The organism is Streptomyces sp. NPDC020379, assembly GCF_044387105.1.
GTDB lineage: Bacteria > Actinomycetota > Actinomycetes > Streptomycetales > Streptomycetaceae > Streptomyces.
This window is the reverse complement of the sequence record NZ_JBIRVR010000012.1, coordinates 182,007-202,906: the sequence shown is the minus strand read 5'-3', so window position 1 is coordinate 202,906 and position 20,900 is coordinate 182,007. Positions and strand designations below refer to the sequence as shown.

14 protein-coding genes are annotated in these 20,900 nt (G+C 74.6%); 6 read left to right on the top strand and 8 right to left on the bottom strand.

Going from position 1 to position 20,900, the window contains the following annotated elements; all coding sequences use genetic code 11:
• Positions 1 to 39: 39 nt before the first annotated feature.
• From ACH427_RS18150 to ACH427_RS18140, 3 genes are all read left to right on the top strand, one after another.
• Positions 40 to 777, top strand: a complete 738-nt coding sequence (locus ACH427_RS18150) for a response regulator transcription factor (protein ID WP_398870471.1) — start codon at positions 40 to 42, stop codon at positions 775 to 777.
• Positions 774 to 1,949 carry an ATP-binding protein gene (locus ACH427_RS18145; RefSeq protein ID WP_398870470.1) on the top strand — a complete coding sequence of 392 codons (1,176 nt, stop codon included), beginning with the start codon at positions 774 to 776 and terminating at the stop codon, positions 1,947 to 1,949. Before ACH427_RS18150 ends, ACH427_RS18145 begins: the two co-directional genes overlap by 4 nt.
• A 240-nt stretch (positions 1,950 to 2,189) precedes the next feature.
• Positions 2,190 to 5,957 (top strand): multifunctional oxoglutarate decarboxylase/oxoglutarate dehydrogenase thiamine pyrophosphate-binding subunit/dihydrolipoyllysine-residue succinyltransferase subunit, encoded by a 3,768-nt coding sequence (locus tag ACH427_RS18140; RefSeq protein WP_398870469.1) that lies wholly within the window; start codon positions 2,190 to 2,192, stop codon positions 5,955 to 5,957.
• Positions 5,958 to 6,042: 85 nt separating this feature from the next.
• Here ACH427_RS18140 and fxsT read toward each other — a convergent pair whose 3' ends face one another.
• The 7 genes from fxsT to ACH427_RS18105 form a co-directional block, all read right to left on the bottom strand.
• Positions 6,043 to 9,069, bottom strand: coding sequence for an FxSxx-COOH system tetratricopeptide repeat protein (gene fxsT / locus ACH427_RS18135; RefSeq protein ID WP_398870468.1), 3,027 nt, complete (start codon positions 9,067 to 9,069; stop codon positions 6,043 to 6,045).
• A 60-nt stretch (positions 9,070 to 9,129) separates the two neighbouring features.
• Complete coding sequence (locus ACH427_RS18130) at positions 9,130 to 10,461, bottom strand: aKG-HExxH-type peptide beta-hydroxylase (protein WP_398870467.1); 1,332 nt, start codon at positions 10,459 to 10,461, stop codon at positions 9,130 to 9,132.
• Between the two features lie 44 nt (positions 10,462 to 10,505).
• Entirely contained in the window at positions 10,506 to 10,733 is a 228-nt protein-coding gene (locus ACH427_RS18125; RefSeq protein WP_398870466.1) for a hypothetical protein, read from the bottom strand.
• A gap of 102 nt (positions 10,734 to 10,835) precedes the next feature.
• Positions 10,836 to 13,880, bottom strand: coding sequence for an SAV_2336 N-terminal domain-related protein (locus ACH427_RS18120; protein WP_398870464.1), 3,045 nt, complete (start codon positions 13,878 to 13,880; stop codon positions 10,836 to 10,838).
• Positions 13,881 to 13,886: 6 nt separating this feature from the next.
• Positions 13,887 to 14,903 (bottom strand): AAA family ATPase, encoded by a 1,017-nt coding sequence (locus ACH427_RS18115; protein ID WP_398870463.1) that lies wholly within the window; start codon positions 14,901 to 14,903, stop codon positions 13,887 to 13,889.
• Positions 14,904 to 15,051: 148 nt separating this feature from the next.
• A complete protein-coding gene (locus ACH427_RS18110) occupies positions 15,052 to 17,184 on the bottom strand; it encodes a trypsin-like peptidase domain-containing protein (protein WP_398870462.1) in 2,133 nt (710 codons plus the stop codon).
• Entirely contained in the window at positions 17,181 to 17,579 is a 399-nt protein-coding gene (locus ACH427_RS18105) for a CU044_2847 family protein (RefSeq protein ID WP_398870460.1), read from the bottom strand. Before ACH427_RS18105 ends, ACH427_RS18110 begins: the two co-directional genes overlap by 4 nt.
• A gap of 171 nt (positions 17,580 to 17,750) precedes the next feature.
• Between ACH427_RS18105 and ACH427_RS18100 the strand changes: the two genes are divergently transcribed.
• Positions 17,751 to 17,936: a DUF6104 family protein gene (locus ACH427_RS18100; RefSeq protein WP_301892376.1), complete on the top strand. Its 186-nt coding sequence runs from the start codon at positions 17,751 to 17,753 to the stop codon at positions 17,934 to 17,936.
• A gap of 30 nt (positions 17,937 to 17,966) precedes the next feature.
• Here the strand turns inward: ACH427_RS18100 and ACH427_RS18095 are convergent, their stop codons facing one another.
• Entirely contained in the window at positions 17,967 to 18,779 is an 813-nt protein-coding gene (locus ACH427_RS18095; protein WP_398870459.1) for a hypothetical protein, read from the bottom strand.
• 187 nt (positions 18,780 to 18,966) lie between these two features.
• On the opposite strand from ACH427_RS18095, the gene ACH427_RS18090 reads away from it, so the two are divergent.
• Positions 18,967 to 19,824 (top strand): DUF4097 family beta strand repeat-containing protein, encoded by an 858-nt coding sequence (locus tag ACH427_RS18090; RefSeq protein WP_398870458.1) that lies wholly within the window; start codon positions 18,967 to 18,969, stop codon positions 19,822 to 19,824.
• Positions 19,824 to 20,744 carry a helix-turn-helix transcriptional regulator gene (locus tag ACH427_RS18085; protein WP_398870457.1) on the top strand — a complete coding sequence of 307 codons (921 nt, stop codon included), beginning with the start codon at positions 19,824 to 19,826 and terminating at the stop codon, positions 20,742 to 20,744. The genes ACH427_RS18090 and ACH427_RS18085 overlap by 1 nt, the downstream gene beginning before the upstream one ends.
• Positions 20,745 to 20,900: the final 156 nt, after the last annotated feature.

Here is a 20,900-nt window from a genome sequence, read left to right as displayed (position 1 = left end):
TGGAGATGCAGGCCACGGAAGACGCTAGGGGCGGGGCGCATGGAGCAGACACACATCGGCCCGAACGGTGCCGCGGCCTCCCCCGGGGCACAGCGCCGGGTGCTCGTCGTCGAGGACGACCGGACGATCGTCGACGCCATCGCGGCCCGGCTGCGGGCCGAGGGCTTCCAGGTGCGGACCGCCGGCGACGGCCCGGCGGCCGTGGACGCCGCCGAGGCGTGGCAGCCGGATCTGCTGGTCCTGGACGTGATGCTGCCGGGCTTCGACGGCCTGGAGGTGTGCCGCCGGGTGCAGGCGCAGCGGCCGGTGCCCGTGCTGATGCTCACCGCGCGCGACGACGAGACCGACATGCTCGTCGGCCTGGGCGTGGGCGCGGACGACTACATGACCAAGCCGTTCTCGATGCGGGAGCTGGCGGCGCGGGTGCATGTGCTGCTGCGGCGGGTGGAGCGGGCGGCGCTCGCCGCGCACACCCCGCGCACCGGCATCCTGCGGCTGGGCGAGCTGGAGATCGACCACGCGCAGCGCAGAGTCCGGGTGCGCGGCACCGACGTGCACCTGACTCCGACCGAGTTCGACCTGCTGGTCTGCCTGGCGAACACCCCGCGCGCCGTCCTCTCCCGCGAGCAGCTGCTCGCGGAGGTGTGGGACTGGGCGGATGCCTCCGGGACGCGGACCGTGGACAGTCACATCAAGGCGCTCCGCCGGAAGATCGGCGCGGAGCGGATCCGTACGGTCCACGGGGTCGGCTACGCGCTGGAGACCCCGGCGGCATGAGCGGCGGGACGGGCGGCGGGCCGGAGCGGGCCGCCGGTGCGGGGGGTGCCGTCCGGAGCCGGGCGGAGGGCCCGCAGGACCGCCATCCGTCGCCCGGGGGCCTGGGCGGCCGGGTCTGGGAGGCGCTGCGGCCCCTGGATCCCTACCGCTCGGTGAAGGCGGCGCTGGGCGCGCTGGTGATCGGGTCGGTGGTGATAACGACCTTCCTGGTCTTCGTGGCGCTCCACTCGGCGACCGAGCTCCGGGTGATCACCGTCTTCTCGATCATCGCCTCGCTGCTGATAACGCAGTTCGTGGCGCACGGCCTGACCGCGCCGCTGGACGAGATGACCGAGGTCACCCGGGCGATGGCGCAGGGTGACTACACCCGGCGGGTGGGTGCCGGGCGGCGGGACGAGTTCGGGGACCTGGCCACGGCCTTCAACCGGATGGCGGCCGACCTGGAGGCGGTGGACACCCACCGCAAGGAGCTGGTCGCGAATGTCTCGCACGAGCTGCGCACCCCGATCGCGGGGCTGCGGGCGGTGCTGGAGAACGTGGTGGACGGGGTCTCGGCCGCCGACCCGGAGACCATGCGCACCGCGCTGCGGCAGACCGAGCGGCTGGGCCGGCTGGTGGAGCAGCTGCTGGACCTGTCGCGGCTGGACAACGGGGTCGTGCCGCTGCACGCCCGGCGCTTCGAGGTGTGGCCGTATCTGGCGGGGGTGCTGAAGGAGGCGGGGATGGCCAACGGCTCGGGCTCCTCGCCGCACGCCCGCAAGGACGTCCATCTGCACCTGGACGTGTCACCGCCGGAGCTCACGGCGCACGCCGACGCGGAGCGGCTGCACCAGGTGGTGGCCAATCTGGTGGACAACGCCGTCAAACACAGCCCCCCGCACGGCCGGGTGACGGTGCGGGCGCGCCGGGGCGAGGGCGCCCAGTCGCTGGATCTGGAGGTGCTGGACGAGGGGCCGGGCATCCCGGAGGCCGAGCGGCACCGCGTCTTCGAGCGTTTCAACCGGGGCGGCTCGGGCCAGCAGGGGCCGGGCAGCGACGGCGGTACGGGGCTGGGGCTGGCGATCGCGCGCTGGGCGGTGGACCTGCACGGGGGAAGCATCGGCGTGGCCGAATCCCCTCAGGGGTGCCGCATACAGGTCACCCTTCCGGGCGGCCCCAGAGATCAAGGTTGACGTAGGGTCGGTGGCGGAGGCACACATTCGAGGGAGTGTGGGGCACGCTCAAGCGAACCCAGAATCCCCCGGGACCTGCGGAACCCCGTGTGTTTCCCGCCAAGTCATGCCTCGAAACCCCCTGACGAATGTGACTTGCGCGACGACTGGCCCGGGTGGCCTGCATCATCGGTACAGACAGGCGTAGCCTTTATTTCCGCTGTCCATCACCTTGTGAAGCGGAAGAGGGCGGTTGCCGCCGTGTCGCCACAGTCCCCCAACACCTCGAGCGTCTCGACCGACCAGGACGGGCAGGGCAAGAGCCCTGCCGACGTCTTCGGTCCCAATGAGTGGCTCGTCGACGAGATCTACCAGCAGTACCTCCAGGACCCGAACTCGGTCGACCGAGCCTGGTGGGACTTCTTCGCCGACTACAAGCCGGGTCAGACGGCGGCCGCGCCGCCACCGGGCCTGACCGGTAGTGCCCCGGCCGCCGCGCCCGCGGCTCCGGCCGCCCCGGCTCCGGCTCCGGCCGCCCCGGCTCCCGCGAGCGCCCCCGCCGCGCAGCAGGCGGCTCCGGCCGCCGCGCCCGCGGCGCCGAAGGCCGCGGCCGCGGCGCCCGCCAAGCCGGTGGCCGCGAAGGCCGCCGCCGAGCCCGCCAAGGGCCCGGAGTACGTCCCGCTGCGCGGCCCCGCCGCCGCGGTGGCGAAGAACATGAACGCCTCGCTGGAGCTGCCGACGGCCACGTCCGTCCGCGCGGTCCCGGTGAAGCTGCTGTTCGACAACCGCATCGTCATCAACAACCACCTCAAGCGCGCCCGCGGTGGCAAGGTCTCCTTCACGCACCTCATCGGCTTCGCCATGGTGCAGGCGCTGAAGCTGATGCCGTCGATGAACTACTCCTTCGCGGAGAAGGACGGCAAGCCGACCCTCGTCAAGCCCGAGCACGTCAACCTCGGCCTGGCGATCGACCTGGTGAAGCCGAACGGCGACCGCCAGCTCGTGGTCGCGGCCATCAAGAAGGCCGAGACGCTCAACTTCTTCGAGTTCTGGCAGGCGTACGAGGACATCGTCCGCCGCGCCCGCGTCGGCAAGCTGACGATGGACGACTTCACCGGGGTCACCGCCTCGCTGACGAACCCCGGCGGCATCGGCACCGTGCACTCCGTGCCGCGCCTGATGCCCGGCCAGGGCCTCATCATCGGCGTGGGCGCCATGGACTACCCGGCCGAGTTCCAGGGCACCTCGCAGGACGCCCTGAACAAGCTGGGCATCTCCAAGGTCATGACCCTGACGTCGACCTACGACCACCGGGTGATCCAGGGCGCCGCCTCCGGCGAGTTCCTGCGGATCATGAACCAGCTGCTGCTGGGCGAGAACGGCTTCTTCGACGACATCTTCGAGGCGCTGCGCATCCCCTACGAGCCCATCCGCTGGCTCAGGGACATCGACGCCTCGCACGACGACGACGTCACCAAGGCCGCCCGGGTCTTCGAGCTGATCCACTCCTACCGGGTCCGCGGCCACGTCATGGCCGACACCGACCCGCTGGAGTACCGCCAGCGCAAGCACCCCGACCTCGACATCACCGAGCACGGCCTCACCCTGTGGGACCTGGAGCGGGCGTTCGCGGTCGGCGGCTTCGCGGGCAAGTCGCTGATGAAGCTGCGCGACATCCTCGGCGTGCTGCGCGACTCGTACTGCCGCACCACCGGCATCGAGTTCATGCACATCCAGGACCCCAAGCAGCGCAAGTGGATCCAGGACCGGGTCGAGCGCGGGCACTCCAAGCCGGAGCGCGAGGAGCAGCTGCGCATCCTGCGCCGGCTGAACGCCGCCGAGGCGTTCGAGACCTTCCTCCAGACGAAGTACGTCGGGCAGAAGCGGTTCTCCCTGGAGGGCGGCGAGTCCGTCATCCCGCTGCTGGACGCGGTGCTGGACGCGGCCGCCGAGTCGCGCCTGGACGAGGTCGTCATCGGCATGGCCCACCGTGGCCGGCTGAACGTGCTGGCGAACATCGTCGGCAAGTCGTACGCGCAGATCTTCCGCGAGTTCGAGGGCAACCTCGACCCGAAGTCGATGCACGGCTCCGGCGACGTGAAGTACCACCTGGGCGCGGAGGGCACCTTCACGGGCCTGGACGGCGAGCAGATCAAGGTCTCGCTGGCCGCCAACCCCTCGCACCTGGAGACCGTCGACCCGGTCGTCGAGGGCATCGCGCGGGCCAAGCAGGACATCATCGGCAAGGCGGGCACGGACTTCACCGTCCTCCCCGTCCAGCTGCACGGCGACGCGGCCTTCGCGGGCCAGGGCGTCGTGGCCGAGACGCTGAACATGTCGCAGCTGCGCGGCTACCGCACCGGCGGCACCGTGCACATCGTGATCAACAACCAGGTCGGCTTCACCGCGCCGCCGGAGTCCTCGCGCTCGTCGATGTACTGCACCGACGTCGCCCGGATGATCGAGGCGCCGATCTTCCATGTGAACGGTGACGACCCGGAGGCCGTGGTCCGCGTCGCGCGGCTCGCCTTCGAGTTCCGCCAGGCGTTCAACAAGGACGTCGTCATCGACCTGATCTGCTACCGCCGCCGGGGCCACAACGAGTCGGACAACCCCTCGTTCACCCAGCCGCTGATGTACGACCTGATCGACAAGAAGCGCTCGGTGCGCAAGCTCTACACCGAGTCGCTGATCGGCCGTGGCGACATCACCCTGGAAGAGGCCGAGCAGGCCCTGCAGGACTACCAGGGCCAGCTGGAGAAGGTCTTCGTCGAGGTCCGGGACGCCGACGCGGCCCCCGCGGCCTACGAGCCGGTGACCGAGCTGCCGCAGTTCCCGGCCCCGGTGAACACCGCGATCTCCCAGGAGGTCGTCAAGCGGATCGCCGAGACGCAGGTCAACGTGCCGGAGAACGTCACGGTGCACCCGCGCCTGGTGCCGCAGCTGCAGCGACGCGCCGCCAGCATCGAGGACGGCACGATCGACTGGGGCATGGGCGAGACCCTCGCCTTCGGCTCGCTGCTGATGGAGGGCGTCCCCGTCCGGCTCGCCGGCCAGGACTCCCGCCGCGGCACCTTCGGCCAGCGCCACGCGGTGCTCGTCGACCGCGAGACCGGCGAGGACTACACCCCGCTGCTCTACCTGTCCGAGGACCAGGCCCGCTTCAACGTCTACGACTCGCTGCTCAGCGAGTACGCGGCGATGGGCTTCGAGTACGGCTACTCCCTGGCCCGCCCGGACGCGCTGGTGCTGTGGGAGGCCCAGTTCGGTGACTTCGTCAACGGTGCCCAGAGCATCACCGACGAGTTCATCTCCTCCTCCGAGCAGAAGTGGGGCCAGACCTCCGGCGTCACGCTGCTGCTGCCGCACGGCTACGAGGGCCAGGGCCCGGACCACTCCTCGGCCCGGATCGAGCGCTTCCTCCAGCTCTGCGCGCAGAACAACATGACGGTCGCCATGCCGACGCTGCCGTCGAACTACTTCCACCTGCTGCGCTGGCAGGTCCACAACCCGCACCACAAGCCGCTCATCGTCTTCACCCCGAAGTCGATGCTGCGCCTGAAGGCGGCGGCGTCGAAGGTGGAGGAGTTCACCAGCGGTTCCTTCCGTCCGCTGATCGGTGACGACACCGTGGTCACCGAGGACGTCCGCAAGGTCGTCTTCTGCGCGGGCAAGGTCTACTACGACCTGGTCGCGGAGCGGGCCAAGCGGGGCGCCAACGACACGGCGATCGTCCGTATCGAGCGGCTCTACCCGCTGCCCGGCGAGGAGCTCCAGGCCGAGTTCGCGAAGTACTCGGCGGCGGAGAAGTTCGTGTGGGCCCAGGAGGAGCCGGCGAACCAGGGTGCGTGGCCGTTCATCGCGCTGAACCTGATCGACCACCTGGACCTGGCCGTCGGCGCCGACATCCCGGCCCGGGAGCGGCTGCGCCGGATCTCCCGGCCGCACTCCTCCTCCCCGGCGGTCGGCTCGGCCAAGCGCCACCAGGCGGAGCAGCAGGCACTGGTCGCCGAGGTCTTCGACATCTGATCCCGGCGCGCTCGCGCGAAGCGGTAAAGGACAGGGCCCCCATCGCGGAAGCGGTGGGGGCCCTGTCCCGTGTGTGCGGCGCGGCTCAGCCGAGGTAGGGCTCGAAGTCCCAGTACGGGCGGGTGCGCTGGCGGGCGGAGAGGGCGTGCGGGTGCTGGGCGCCCAGGGTGCGGGTGAGCCGCTGGAGGGCGTCCCGCTCGACCTTGGACGCCTCCTCGTGCTCGCGCAGGGCCCGCAGGTCGGCGGCGAGGGCGACCTCGCAGGACAGGGTCAGGGGGTGGTCCTCGCCGAGGGCGTGCCGGGCCCGGTGGAGGGTGTCGCGGCTGAGCTCCAGCGCGGCGTCGAGGCGGCCGTTGAAGTTGCGCCCGGCGGCGGCGTTGAGGGCGCAGCCCAGCACCCAGGGGTGCTCGGCGCCGAGGGTCGCGGACAGCCCGGCGTGGGCGGCCTCGAACATGGTGAGCGCCTCGGCCCGCTCCCCGGCGGCCTGGAGGACGAGGCCGGTGTTGGTGAGCATGCCCGTGGTGACGGGGTGGGCGGGGCCGAGGAGGGCGCGGAATCCGGCCTCGCCCTCGGCGATGAGGTCACGGGCGTGGCCGAGGTCGCCGTGCTCGCGGGCGTGGTTGCCGTGGTCGACGACGAGGCCGAGGGTGGCGTAGTGGCCGCGGCCGTGGACCTTCTCCATCTGTTCGAGGAGGCTGGCCATGGCGGCGCCCACGTCCTGGAAGCCGCCCGCGCGCCGCTCGCACAGGACGAGGTTGTGGTGGGCGCGCAGGGTCTGCGGGTGCTGGGGGCCGAGCACTTGGAGGTGCAGCCGCATGCCGAGCTCCTGGCGGGCCAGCGCGTCGCGGTAGCGGCCCATGAGCCGCAGGTCGCGGGCGCAGGAGATGCCGGAGACGAGGGTGGCGGCGTGCCGGGCGCGCAGCAGGGACTCCCGCTTGCGCAGGGTCTCCAGGTCGGTGTCGTACGCCTCGGCGTAGCGGCCCAGCAGTCTGAGGCCGACGCCGAGGTTGTGCTGGGCGTTGAGGGTGAAGTAGTCGTCGGGGCCGAGGAGTTCCCGGGCGGTGTGCAGGACCTCGCGCTGGAGCTGGAGGGCCTCGGTGTACTGGCCGAGGTAGCGCTGGTCGGCGGCGAGGCAGCTGGTGGCGGTCATCAGGGCGGTGCCGCTGCCGGGGCGGGGGCCCGTGGGGGCGCAGGCGCGCAGCCGCTCCAGCAGTTCCCGGTCGAGCTCATAGGCGGAGCGGAAGACTCCGTACGCCCGGAGGATGTTGCCCTGTCGGACGGTGAGGTCGAGCATGCGGGGGTGCTCGGGCGGGAAGAGCTCGGTCCAGCGGGCGCGGACCTGCTCGGCGAGTTCGATGCCGGTGCGGAACTCGCCGCTGCGGTGGCAGTAGTGCAGGCAGTTGAGGACGGTCTCCTGGACGCGCGCGTCGCGGCTGCCGAGGGCGCCGGAGGGCTCCAGGTGCGGGAGGAGCTCGGCGTAGCGCGGCCAGAGCCGGGTGTCCTGGGGGTTGCCGGGGTCGGCGGCGGCGAGCATCCGGCGGACGACGCGCTGGTGCGCCTGCCGCTCCTGGGGGGAGGTGAGGCGGGCGACGATGTCGTGGACGAGCCGGTGCATGTGCACGGACTCCTGCTCGGGGCCCGGCTCGCCGGGGACGGTGCCGCGGGTGTCGCGGGTGAGGACCGAGTAGTTGACGAGGGTGTCCAGCGCCCTGGTCCAGCTGGGCAGGTCGGTGGCGAGCCAGCCGAGGCTCTCCACCAGCTCGGCGGGCGGGAGGTGGCGGACGAGGCCGATGGGGATCCGGCCGGGGGCGAAGGAGGTGCACAGGGTGAGGAGTTCCACCGCGTGCGGCTGGGTCTCGCGCAGCCGGTTGATCAGTATCGACCAGGAGGTGAGGGAGGAGCGCGGCACCCCGTCGAAGGCGCCCTGTTCGGCGAGGCCGGAGAGCTCGCCGTCGCGGACCAGGCGCAGATAGTCGCCGACGGCCATGTCGGACTCGCCGAGCCAGGCGGCGGCCTGGACGAGGGCGAGCGGGATGTCGCCGAGCTCGGTGGCGACCTCGGTGGCCTCCTCGGCGGTGATGCGGGGCGCGCGGCGCATCAGATAGCCGGTGGACTCGTGCCGCTGGAAGCCGGGGACCTCGACCGGGGTGGCGCCCTGGGCGGTCCAGCTGCGGTTGCGGGAGGTGATCAGCACATGCCCGGGGCCCTCGGGGAGCAGCTCGTGGGCGCCGTCGATGTCGTCCCAGCCGTCGAAGATCAGCAGCCAGCGGCCGTACGGCTCGCCGCGGCGCAGGGCCTCGCGGACGGCGCGGATGCGCTCGCCGGGCTCGGAGCCGCTGGGCAGGTCCAGTTCGGCGGCGAGCTCGCCGAGGCGCTCGCGCTGGGTGCCGCGCATGTCGGAGTTGACCCACCAGATGACGTCGTAGTCGGCGCTGAAGCGGTGGGCGTACTCGGCGGCGAGCTGGGTCTTGCCGATGCCGGACATGCCGAGCAGCGCGCAGACGGCGGTGCCCCGCTCGGCGTCGGTCAGCCGCTCCTGGAGCTGGTTGAGGAGGTCGTCGCGGCCGGTGAACCGGGGGTCGCGGCGCGGCACCTCGCCCCAGACGGCCGGCGGGTCGCCCGGATAGCGGGAGCCGGGGCCCTCGGGGATGCCGCGGGCCGGCGGGCCGGGCGGCAGGCCGAGCCGCGCGAGGAGGCGGCGCTCGGCCTCCTGGGCGCCGATGCCGTAGAGGTCGGCGGGCTCCAGGACGGCGGTGGCGAGCGGCAGGGCGCGGTTGGTGAGGCTGACGGCGGCGAACCGCTCGGCGTTGGCGGCGACGACGCCGCGCAGCACCTCGTCCCACTCGCCGTCGCGGCGCGGGCCCAGTTGGAAGAACCAGTCGCTGAGGACGAGCAGCAGCCGCCCGGAGGCCAGCAGCAGGTCGCCCAGGGCGCTTTCCAGGGGGACCTCCCGGCGGGGGTCCCAGCGCTGCAGGGCCACCCGGTGTCCGTGGCTCTCCAGCCGGTGGCGGATCCAGGTGGCCCAGGGCCGGTGGAAGCCGGCGAACACGACGACGAAGCGCTCGCCCTCGGGCCCCGGCCGGCTCCGCGCGGCACCGGTTCGGTCACTCATGCGCACGTCCCCTCACTGCTCCGCGCCGCGGCGGCCGGGTGGACCGGCACAGCGCCAAGATTACCGTACGTCACCGAACGGTGACGGCCCGCCGAGTGCCGTGGCAGGCCCGGTGGTCCGCCCCAGGCCCGCGTGGTGCGCTCGCATTCCTGTCGCGAACTCGACGCCCGCGGGGGTGAGTTCATTGGATTCAAGCAGGAGGGGCAGGGCTTCCGCGACCTGTCGGCGATAGGAATCGTGCCGGGCCCGCGCGGTGGACCGGGTGCCCGCCGGGAGCCCGGCGCGCTCCGCGACACGGCCCCAGAAGTCGGCCAGCGCCAAGTGGGCGTAGGTGCCCTGGAGTACGCCCGCGAGCGGGCGCGGATCGGTGCGCCAGGCGACCCGGTAGGCGGCGTACGGCCCCGCGTGGTGCAGCGGCAGCAGATCGTGCAGCACCGCCAGCTTGCTGTGCTGCGTCTCGTGGACGAGCACGGCGGCGAGTTCGGCGGCGGTGCCCGGCAAGGTGGCGAGGACGGCGCCGGGGGCCGCCCGGAAGGTCGCGCTCACCCCGCGCGCGCCCTGCCCGTGCGGCCCGGCGCGGGCGAGCGGGACCAGGCAGCGCAGCAGGGCCGTGGTCTCCGCGGCGCGCGACGGGTCGGTGGCGCGCAGCAGGGCGAGCGCGGACCGCCACAGCCGGAGCCAGGGTTCGGCGGCGGTCGCGGAGCGGAGCGCGGGCGGCAGCGCGGCGCGGCCGATGCCCTCGGGCGGGGCGCGGTAGGGGTCGAGGTCGTCCAGGAGCGCGGTGGTGCCGGGCAGCCGGCGCAGGCCGTGCCAGCCGGGGCCGGTGCCGTGGATCCGCCCGCCGGTGCGCAGCAGGACCGCACCCGCGCCCCGTCCCTCGGGCCGCAGGTGCGCGGTGTGCGCGCGGGCGGTGAGCCGGACGGCCGGCGCGGAGGTGGCGAGGACGCCGATGCCGGGCAGGGCGAGCAGGCCGCCCCGGGGGGCGAGGGTGAGGGCGCAGGGGGTGCCGGCGCGGAGCGCGGCCGCGGCGGCGACGGCCCCGAAGTGGCCGAGGGGGCGGGCCGGTCCGGGGCCCGCGGCGGGGGCGAGGGCGCGGGCGAGCCAGGTGCCGACGGACGGATAGTCGAGGGTCTCGCGGACGGCGGCCGGGTCCCGTTCCTCGGCGCGCTCCAGCAGCCGCCAGTGCTCCTCGAAGCGCGCGCGGACCGCGGCGGGCACGGCGTACGCGCTCCGGTCCAGCCCGGTCAGCAGGGACTTGAGCAGGATCAGGCGGCGGCTGTGCAGGCCGCGGAGCAGGAGGTCGAGGTCGGCGGGCGCGGAGCGGGTGCGGGCGAGGCGCGCCAGGGCCGCGGGGGCGGGCGCCCCGTTCGCGTCGACGCGCCGCACGGTCATCCCGGCTTCCCCGCTCCCCCATGTCGTCCGGATCCGGCTCCGCTTCAGTCCCTGTCGGGCGCCTTCCCTCCGGTCGCGTCGTCGCCGCTCGAATACCAGGTCTCCTCGAATTCACCCGGGTCGAGCAGGACTTCCTCGACGGCGGCGCCGAGGGCGGGGTCTTCGGTGTGCCGCAGCGTCCGCAGGTCGACGCCGGTGAGGTCGGGCACCGGCGGCACCCGTTCCGCCGTGTGCGCCTGGTGGGCCGTCGCGGTGCGCTTGAGCTTCGGCACTCTGTGCTCCTCCCTGCCGCCCTCCACCGGCCCGTGGCCCCCGCGGCTGCACGGTTCTTCCCGGGGGCCGTCGGGCGGAAACCCGTTCGGGTGGCGTTCCGGTCACGGCTCGCTCAGGCGGGTCGCGCACTCCCGTGTCGCCTGGACCTCGGCCCAGGGGACGTCGGCGTGCCGGGCCGTGAGCTCGCTCCACTCGCGCGCCGCCTCGCGGTAGGCGGCGAGGGCCGCGCGCGGCCGCGCCATGCGTTCGAGCACTTCGCCGTGGCGGTGGGCGGCGCGCGCGGCGAGCACCGAACCGGGCGCCCCGCCAGGGGCGTCACGGGCCTCCCTCAGCGCCGAGGTGAACGCGGTGACCACGCTGTCGAGGGCCACGGGCCCGCGCGCGTCGTGGAGCGTGAGCCGGGCCGAGCCCAGCTCCAGCCAGGACTCGGCGCGGGTCCGGGCGTCGGGGGCGTGGCGGGCCGCCTGTTCGAGCAGGTGGACGCTCTCGTAGAGGTCGGGCGGGAAGCCCTGCCGCTCGAAGCGCAGGACGAGCGCGCGCCCGAGGAGCAGCTGGACGCGGGGCCGTCCGGGGTCCTTGCCCGGGCTGATCGCGAAGGCCTCCCGGAGCACGGACTCGGCCCGGGCGAGCGTCTCGGAGGCGGGGTCGAGCCGCGCGCGGTGCAGCAGCGATGCGCCCCATTCGGTGAGGAGCGCGCAACGCCAGGGGCTGTAGGAGCCGGTGAGGTCGATCGCCTCGGTATAGGCGCCGTCCGCCCCGGCCCACGCCTGTGCCGCCGTGCGCGCCCGGGCCAGTTCGGTGAGGCGGCGCAGCCGGAGCGGGTCGTCGGCGGCGAGGCGGCCGGCGCGGTCGAGTACGGCGAGGGTGTCGCCGGTGGGCGCGGCGGCCAGCCGCAGCGCCGTGGCGAGGTCGAGGAGGGCCGCGCACAGCTGGGGTTCGGGGGCGTCCCCGGCCTCCAGGAGGCCGCAGGCGGCGCGGAGTTCGGCCGCGGCGTCGAAGGCGTACGCCCGTGGGTCGGGCGCCGCCTGGGCGAGGGCGAGGAGGACGCGGCCGAGGCGCAGCGTGCCGGTGGGGTCGTCGGCGGGGAGGGCGCGCAGGACGCGTTCGGCGGCGAGCAGGTGGGCGGTGTCGCCGTCGTCCTGCCAGCGGGCGTGGTGGGCCGAGGCGAGTTCGAGCGCGGCGTCGGTGTGCGCGGTGCTGCCGGGTTCGGCGTGGTCGTGGGCTTCGGTGAGCAGGGCGACGGCCTCCGTCAGGGTCGCGGTGCGGGCGGTGGCGTCCCGGCGTACGGCTTCGGTGCCGGCGAGGGCCCGGAGGATGCCGCCGAGCACGAGGCGGCCGCGGATGCCCTCGGGGGTGCCCGCGGGCTGCCGCGCGCCGGGGGTGGCGCGTTCGCGGGCGTCGTGGAGGAGGGTGGGGTCGGCCTGGAGGTGCCAGAGCCGCAGCAGGCGTTCCGCCTCGCCGAGTCCGCCGTGCTCGCCCGTGCCCGGGGGCAGGGGCTGGTACCAGCGCACCACGCGGGCGGGGACCTCGGCGAACAGCTCGGGCTCGGTGCCCCCGCCGTCCTCGGCGGTGTCCGGGGGCGCCGCGTCGTCGGCTTCGGCGGACGGGCCCGCGAGGCGGGCGACGGCGAGCGCGGAGAAGTTGCGGGCGCTCTTGCCGAAGTGCCGCTCGACGTATTCGGAGCAGTGCTTGAGGACGAGCGCGGCCGCGCCCTGGTCGAGCGATTGCAGCAGCATCTCCCGTACGCCGTCGACGAATTCGTACCAGTGGCCGGGTCCCTGGTCCGGGTCGGGCAGCTGCCACAGGAGCCCGCTGAGCAGCACCTCGGCCAGCTCCATGGGCCCGGTGTCGGGCAGCATGGCGCGCTGCACCACCTGCATCACGGGCAGGGCCAGCGGCACGGCGGCCAGGTGCACGGCGAGCCGCAGGGCCCCCGGGGAGGCGGAGGCGCGGAACGCCCGGAGCAGTTCGTCGGCGGTCGGCGCCGGGCCCGTGGCCGGGGCGGGGGGCCGGAGCGCGGGGTGGCCGGGCAGCACCCAGCCCGCCGCGCCGCGGACGGTGGTGCGGCCGGGGCCGGAGAGCAGCCGGGCCCAGGTGCCCAGCGCCTCGCGGGTGGGCAGCAGGACGGGGACGGGCAGGGCGCCGGGCGGCGGTGGGGGCCCGTAGCCCCGGGGGTCGAAGCCGAGCCTGCTGCCGGGGCCGGGGTCGCGGGTGAGCAGCCCGGCGTCGGCGGGCAGGGCGGTGCGCGGCCACAGGCGGGGCGGCAGCGGCTGCACGACGGCGAGCGGCGCGGTCAGCGACCAGTGGTGCAGGAGGCGTTGGGCGCGGCCCTCCTGCCACAGCGGACCCACGCAGTCGCTGATCACGAGCGTGAGGCGGCGGCCGGTGGGGTCGCGGAACTGGTCGGCGGGGCGCGGGTGGAGGGCGCTGCCGGGCGCCCGGCCGGGGACGGCGGAGGTGCCGACCAGCGGGGTGCCGTCGGCGGCCCGGTGCAGATAGCGCACCTGCACGTCGCTGAAGACGCCCAGCTGGGCGCAGGTCTGCCGCAGTTCCTCCAGCATCCGCTCCCACACGACCATGGACGGGGAGACGTCCATGAGCAACTGCATGGCGGCGGCCCGGCGTTCACCCCGGCGGTAGAGCGGGTCGAGGACGCCGGTGCGGGCCGCGCGGTCGGCGGTGGCCTCCTCGTCGAGGGGGCCGCGCGGGGGCTCGGCGAGCGGGCGGTAGCCGCGCAGGGGGCGCATGGCCCGCTGGAGGCCGAGCAGGCCGGGCAGGGACGCGGCCATGGGCACGCGTACGGGGAAGGCGCCGTCCCGGGCCCGCGCCCGCCGCGGCCGGTGCGGCTCCCCGGCGTACAGCGACACGGGACCCGAACGCTCGGCGTGCCGTACGGGCCGGTGGTCCGCCGGCGCGGGCGGTGTGCCCGGCGCGGCCGCGGGGGCCGTGGTGTCCGCGGCGGGCGACGCGCCGGTGCCCGGTGCGCGGGCGGGCTCAGGCTCTGGGCCGGCGCCGGCGCGGGCGGCCGGGGTGATCCACTGGGCGAGCCAGACCGCGTCGGCGATCTCCTCGGGTGTGAGGTCCCAGGCCGAGGCCCGCAGGCGGGCGACCAGTTGCCCCAGCCGTGGGTCGGGGGGCGCCGTCATACCTCATCACCTCGGACGGTCCAGTGGCTGCATCAGCATGTCGGCGAGCCGGTCTCGCGTGACCCGTTCGGCACGGGGGGTGTGCTGGGTGAGGAAGAGGGCGTTGAGGAGCTGGTCGGCCGCGATGACCTCGCCGGGCTCCCGGTCGAGGAACCGCTGGATGAGCTCGTCGCCGTCGCTGACCGCCTCGTCGCCGAGGTGGGCTCTGACCATCGCGGTCAGCTGCTCCTCGCCGGGCGGTTCGAGGTCGAGCTGGATGCAGCGGCGCAACAGGGCGGCGGGGAAGTCGCGTTCGCCGTTGGACGTCAGCACGATCAGCGGGAAGGTGGTGCAGCGCACCCGGCCACCGCTGATCACGGCCCGCCCGCCGTCGTCGGTGAGCACCTCCACCTCGGGCTCGCGGTCGGCGATGCGCTCCAGCTCCGGCAGCGTGAACTCGCCTTCCTCCAGGGCGTTGAGGAGGTCGTTGGGCAGGTCGAGGTCGCCCTTGTCGAGCTCGTCGACGAGCAGCACCCGCGGCCGGTCGGCGGGCAGCAGCGCGGTGCCGAGCGGCCCGAGGCGCACGTACGACCCGATGGACGGGCGCTCGCCGTCCGCCGTGCCCTCGGCGGCCCCGGCGCGCTCCAGCTGGACGTCCTGGAGGCGGGCGATCGCGTCGTAGCGGTAGAGGCCGTCGCGGAGGGCGGAGCGGCTCACGATGGGCCAGCGGAGCACCCGGCCGAGGCCGAGCTCGTGGGCGACGGCGTGGGCGAGGGTGGACTTGCCGGTGCCGGGGTTGCCGGTGACCAGGAGCGGGCGGCGGAGGTAGAGGGCGGCGTTGACGGCCTCGACCTCGTCGGGGCGCGGGTGGTGGTTCTCCACCAGCCGGCGCAGCACGCCGAGCCTGCGGGCGGCGCTCGGGTCGGTGTCCGCGCCCGTGTCGGGGCCGGAGGCGGCGAAGTCCCGCCAGGGCGGGGGCGGCGGGAGGCGCCGTATCCCGTCGTGCGGCAGGCCCGCTCCCCGGTAGATGCGCCAGTCGTTCACGCCGGTCTCCTCACAGCTGGTGTCGTCGCCCCGGGGCCTGCTGTGCCGGGTACCCCGTCGGTCCCGGGTCCCCGCTCGAAGGTACCGGCACGGCCACGGGCCGCCGGTTCCCGGCACAGTCTCCTGTCATGTGCTTGACGGTCCGTCATCACGGCGGTCCGGGGCGGAGTACGGGGGCGTACAGCGGGAGGTCCGGCGGGGACGGGCGGTCCGGCGCGTCGAAGAGCAGGGCAATCGACCGTGCCCAGAGGACCTCGGGGTCGGGGTATTCGGGATCGGCGCAGCGGATGCGGAGGCTGCGGATGCGCCGGTGGAGTCCGGCCGCCGTCTTCGCCTCGCACACGAGTGCCGAGACGTGGCGATGGAATTCGGCGCAATCCGTATGCCCGGTGGCGCATCTGCGCCAGATCACGACGGCGTGCCCGGCGGCCAGGGCGGCGTCCATCGCGGCGGCGCCGGGGCCCGCCGCGACCGGCCCGCAGTAGACGGGCACGGCGGCGTCCTCGGCGCCGGACAGCCGGTCGTAGGCGACCTGGACGCTCTCCCGGCCCGGCCCGTCGTGGCCTCGTGGCAGGGTGTCGCCGCGCAGCGGCACGGCGGACAGCGGGCCGCGCGCGGTGCCGCCCCAGCGGCGCCGCCACTCGGGGCTCGCGGGGTGGTCGCGCCGCCGCCGGTCGCGCAGTACGACGACCCGGCGCTGGCCGAGGGGCAGGGTCTCCGGGTCCATGAAGGAGGGGGCCGAGGTGCCACCCACGGCGGGCAGGGCGAGCTGCCAGGAGTCCACGGGTTCGTCGAGGAGTTCGCGCGGCACGACGACCTCGACGGCGGCGAGGTGCTCGCCCACGTCGCCCTGGCGCACGGCCTGGGCGATCGGCTCGCGCAGTGTCTCCTCCAACTTCGCGCGGGGCACGCCGCGTTCGCAGCCGCGCAGGGTGACGACGTCGTCCTCCCGGAGCAGTTTGACGCGCCAGGGGTAGTGGTCGTCGTAGAGGAGCTGGTCTATCTCCACGAGCACGTCGGCGCGGGCCCGGGCGTCCGGCACATCCGGCTCGACCTTCCGGCGCTCGGGCTTGCGCAGCTCGACGGTGCCGGGCACCGGCTCCTCGCGCGGCGCCTCCGGACCGGTGGCGCCGCCGTGCAGGATCTGGTCGATCTCGTCGCGGATGACGGGCTCGATGGGCTCCTCGCGCCCGGTCAGCCAGCCGCTCAGCTCGCGCAGCGGCGCCTCGTCGGCGGGGTTCCCGGCGCGGCTGACGGCGGCGGCGACGCGCGCCGCGTAGAGCAGCACGGCCTCCAGCTCCAGATCCCGCTGGGGGGCGCGCGCCTCCTCGTCCCTGAGGTCGTAGAGCAGGCCCACGCCCTCCCGCCAGGTGCGCGGGTCGTGCTCGGTGCCCGGCTGGTACGGCGCCTGGAGCATCCGGCGCTTGACCTCGTCGACCAGCGACATGACCTCGCCGGGCGTGCCGGGCGGCGACAACTCGGCGAGCCGGGCGAAGAGATGCGTGCGCAGGACGGGCGTGAAGCCGCCCGCCCCGGCGGCCCGCAGCGCGTGCTGGAAGCCGGTCCAGCTGCCGCCGGTGCCGACGGTGCGGTAGCGCCGCAGGTGGTGCAGGTCGTGGGCGCGGACGAGCGCGTGCAGCCGGTCCCGGCCGGGCCGTTCGTTGGCTATCCGGCGCAGCGCGGTGACGGGGACGGCGAGCCCGGCGGTGTCCTGGCCGCGCCCTTTGCACACCCCGACGACCGCGCCGCGCGCGACGTCCACGACGGGCCCGCCGGAGCACCCGGCGACGGGTATCTCGCCGCGCAGCAGCATGGCGCTGCCCTCCGGGCCGTCGGTGCCGCTGGCCGTGCCGGTGCCGGAGCGCAGGGAGGGCGCGCCGAACTCCGTCGACCAGCCGTGCAGGCTGATCCTGGCGGGCACGACGGCCGAACGGTCGCTGAGCCACAGGCACTCGGCGTCCTCGGCGCCCTCGACCTCGACCAGGGCCAGGTCGGGCAGCTTCCAGCTGCGGGGCGGGCGGCCGGGGTCGTCGGGCGGCGGCAGCACCAGCGCGACGCGGCCCTCGGTGGCGCGCTCGCGCCAGTCGGTGATGGCGATGGCCCTGCCTCCGCCGAGCACGTCACCACCCCCCATCCCCACCACATGGGCGCAGGTCAGCACCCAGCCCGGGGCGACGAAGAAGCCGCTGCCCCAGAAGCGGGCACCGCTCGGGTCATACCCGCTGCCCGGCGCGGAGATGCGCACGACGGACCGGCGTACGGTCCCGTCCAGGGCGCTCAAGGAGTGCTGGGGGTAGCGGGCGGCTCCGCGGTCGCGGACCGTGGCTCCCCGCGCTCCGACCAGGTGAGCGAGACGCTGATCGACGCCCTGCCCTCCCCGTCGGCGAGGAGGCTGATGACGTGGCCGGCCTTGGCGGACAGCTCGATGCCGAACTCGACCGTGACCTCCTGCGGCGCGACGGCGGCGAGCGCCGGGCGCAGGGAGCCGACGACGCCCCGCACGACGTCGGTCAGTCCGCCCGCGAGGCCCGCGACGCGCCGGACGGCGTCCCCGGTGCCGGTGTCCACATATCCTCCGGAGCCCTCGCCGGGCCCCGCCAGCTCCTGTGCCTCGCTGATCCGCGCCCAGACGACCGTGCCGTCGTCCAGGCGGACCTCAGTGATCCCGTCGGCCACGCCGCCACCCCCGATCCCCGCGTCGTGTTGCAGCAGGCTAGTCCTCGGGCGGGACGGGCGCGAGAGGCCGCGGCCGAAGCCCCGCCTATCCTGGACAGGAATGCAGTTATGCCCCTGGCAGGCGCCGGGCACTCCTGCTGCCGACCCCGACTATCCCTGACGGAGAGCACGTTGTACTTCACCGACCGAGGCATCGAGGAACTGGAGAACCGGCGCGGCGAGGAAGAGGTCTCCCTCGGCTGGGTCGCCGAGCGGCTGCGCGAGTTCGTCGACCTCAACCCGGACTTCGAGGTCCCGGTGGAGCGCCTGGCGACGTGGCTGGCCCGGCTGGACGACGAGGACGACGACGACCTGTAAGGCCCGCCGGCGGTGGCCGGGAGCGGGCGCTCAGACCCGCTCGCGCCACCAGTCGTAGGCGAGGGTGAGCGCCCCGTCCAGCGCCAGCACCCCGCCCGCCGCCGCCCAGCCGCGCCGCCCGGAGCGGCGGCCCCAGCAGGCCAGCGACACCCCGGCCACCAGCTCCGCGGCGCCCAGCGCCCGTGCCCGGGGCCCGCGCGTCCACCTCCCGAGGACACCGAGCTCTGCCGCGTCGAGACCCGCCCGTACGGCCTCGCGCCAGCCGGGCCAGTCCACCGCCTCCGCGACGGGCAGCGCGGCCGCGCGCAGGCGGGCGGCGCCCGCCCCCGGGGCGAGGCCGGGCGGCAGCGTGAGACCCGTACGGGAGAGCACCGCGATCACCCCGAGCACCCGCGCGGCGGCGTCCGCGTCAACGTCGTGCCGGGTGAGCCCGTCGAGCGCGGCACCGTCGAGCACCGGGTCGAGGCCGACCCTGGCGCGCAGGGCGGTCATGGCGCTCTCCTCGCCGATCGGGGTGCCGTCGGCGGCCCAGGTGTAGCCGGCCGTACGGCGGAAGCCCGCCGCCACCACGAAGCCCGCGCCGGTCGCGTCCCACCACAGCCCGACGACGGGCCAGCTCTCGGCCACGGCCAGCGCGTGCGCCCAGCCCGCCGCCGCGGCGGCCGGGTCGGTGCCCTCGGTGCGCCAGGAGTCCTCGCCGGGGATCAGCGCGCTCCACCCGTCGCCCGCGGGGACGAGGAGCAGGGGTTCGTTCAGGAGCTGCGCGGAGGGACGTACGCGGTCGGGCTCGGCCCGGCAGAGCAGCAGGACCCCGGCCGCGCGGCTGTGATCAGTTGCGGACATGCGACAACGCTATGCCAAGCCGCGCCCTCGCGACGTCCGCGGCACTTGACGTGACGAGAGCGCGATATATCGTGTTTGAAGAGAGACGCGATAGGTTGCGTTCGGCCGGGCTCCCGTGCCCGCCTCGCGCCATGTCGCGACCGATGATCCCAGGATCGCCGTATCCAGCCCGTCAAGGAGGCCCGGCATGCCGGCCCAGTCGAAGTGGTCACTGTCCACGCCACAGAAAGTCACCTTCGAGGAGCCGGTGACGGCCCTTGCCGTGCGGATCGTCGGTGGCACGGTCAACGTCGTCGGCGACGCCACCGGGCCCGCCCGGCTGGAGCTCTCCGGGATCGACGGCCCGCCCCTGACCGTCACCCTCGAAGCGGGCACGCTCACCGTGGCCTACGACGACCTCCCCTGGAAGAACTTCACCAAGTGGTTCTCCCGCAAGAGCTGGGAGCGCACGGTCACGGTCACCCTCACCGTGCCGACCGGCACTGATGTCGAGGCCGGCGTCGTCGGGGCGAGCGCCGTCGTCTCCAACGTCTCCGGGCGCACGGCCGTCCGCGGCGTCAGCGGCGACGTCACCCTCGTGGGCCTGACCGGCCCGGTCCGGGCCGAGACCGTCTCCGGGCGGCTGGAGGCCCAAGGGCTGGGCGGTGACCTGCACTTCACGTCCGTCTCCGGCGACCTCACCCTCGTCGAGAGCTCGGGCGGCACGGTCAAGGCCGACTCCGTCAGCGGCGACATCGTCGTCGACCTCGCCCCCGCGGCCCCCGGGCCGGACCTCACGCTCGGCACCGTCTCCGGCGAGATAGCCATCCGCCTGCCGCACACCGCGGACACCGAGGTGGACGCCAACACCACCAGCGGGCCGCTCTCCTGCGGCTTCGGGGAACTGCGCGTCGACGGCCAGTTCGGCGCCAAGAAGATCACCGGCCGGCTCGGCGCGGGCCGCGGCAGGCTCAAGGCCACCAGCGTCTCCGGCGCCCTCGCCCTGCTGCGCCGCCCGGACACCACCGACTGGACCGACAGCACCACCCAGGGAAAGGTCCTCTGATGCCCCCCGTCTTCGCCCACGGCCGGCTGCGGCTCTATCTGCTCAAGCTGCTCGACGAGTCGCCCCGCCACGGCTACGAGATCATCCGGCTGCTGGAGGAGCGCTTCCAGGGGCTGTACGCGCCCTCCGCCGGCACCGTCTACCCCCGCCTCGCCAAGCTGGAGGCCGAGGGGCTGGTCACCCACTCCACCGAGGGCGGCCGCAAGGTCTACTCCCTCACCCCCGCCGGCCGGGCCGAACTCGCCGACCGCCAGGGCGAGCTGGCCGAGCTGGAGCTCGACATCCGCGAGTCCGTCTCCGCGCTCGCCGCCGATATCCGCGAGGACGTCCGCGGCGCCGCGGGCGACCTCCGGCGCGAGATCCGCGAGGCGGCCCGCCAGAACCGCACCACGAACAGCGGCTTCGGCGACAGCGAGGCGTGGCGGCAGGCCAAGGAGGAGTTCCGGCACGCGAAGGAGGAGTGGAAGGAGCAGGCCCGCCGGGCGAAGGAGGAGAGCCGCCGCGCCCGCCAGGACGCCCAGCAGGCCCGCCGCCAGGCGAAGCAGGCCCAGGACCACGCGCGCGAGGAGGTCCGCCGCATCTCCCAGCGCGTGCAGGAAGAGGTCCAGGAGCACGTCCGCCACGGCGACTGGCCCAAGGGCATCGTCGAGGGCATCACCGCCCTCACCCAGGAACTGGGCGGGCTGGCCGGGGGCCGCGCGGCCACCCCTCCCCCCGCTCCGGGGTGGGCCTCGGCTCCCGACTCGCTCTCCAAGGATCCGGGGCGCGATCTGGATCGCCTTCTCGACCGCTTCCGCGACGAGATTCGCGATGCGGCGCGGGACGGCGGGGTGACGGTGGATCAACTGTCCGCCGTGCGGGCCGTTTTGGCGGAGGCGGCGGGGCGGATCGCGTCCGAGCTCGCGCCGCCGCGGGCTTGAGCGGAGGCATGCGCCTCGGCCCCCGACTGCGGATCCGTTGCCGCCTGCGGCGGGAGCGCCCTGCGGGCGCGTCCTCAAACGCCCGACGGGCTGGATATCCAGCCCGTCGGGGGCACCTCCCAGCGGTAGCTGGGGGAGTTTGAGGACAACGCGGCG